Here is a 495-nt window from a genome sequence, read left to right on the forward strand (position 1 = left end):
GCGCGCATTCGATCGTGATCGTCGAGCCGCGCGGCGCGTGATTGAGCGCATTGCTGATCAGGTTGCTGAGCGCGCGGTGATAGAGCAGCGCGTCCGCCCGAACCTCGGCCTTGCCGCGCACGACGATGCGCACGTCGGCATCCTCGGCCATCGGCTCGTAATAGCCGGCGACGCGCTCGGCTTGCGCCGCCGCGTCGAGCGTGCGGATCGCCAGGTGGCTCTGCGCGTTGTCGGAGCGCGCGAGGAACAGCATGTCCTCGATCATGCGCGACAGACGCTGATACTCGTCGATGCTCGATTCGATCACGTCGCGATATTCGTCGGCCGTGCGCGGCTTCGATAGCGCGACCTGCGCCTCGGCGAGCAGGTTCGTGAGCGGCGTGCGCATGTCGTGCGCGAGATTCGACGAGAACTGGCTCAGCCGGACGAACGATTCGTCGAGGCGCTTGAGCATGGCGTTGAACGCGTGCTCCATTTCCTTGAGCTCGACACGTC

At 65.7% G+C, this 495-nt stretch carries 1 pseudogene; it reads right to left on the reverse strand.

Going from position 1 to position 495, the window contains the following annotated elements:
• Nucleotides 1–495 (reverse strand): annotated as a pseudogene (gene irlS / locus J5M58_RS26410) (heavy metal sensor histidine kinase IrlS); the annotation flags it as partial.

It is taken from the genome of Pseudomonas sp. 32_A (genome assembly GCF_017490905.1).
In the GTDB taxonomy this organism is placed as follows: Bacteria; Pseudomonadota; Gammaproteobacteria; order Pseudomonadales; family Pseudomonadaceae; genus Aquipseudomonas; species Aquipseudomonas inefficax.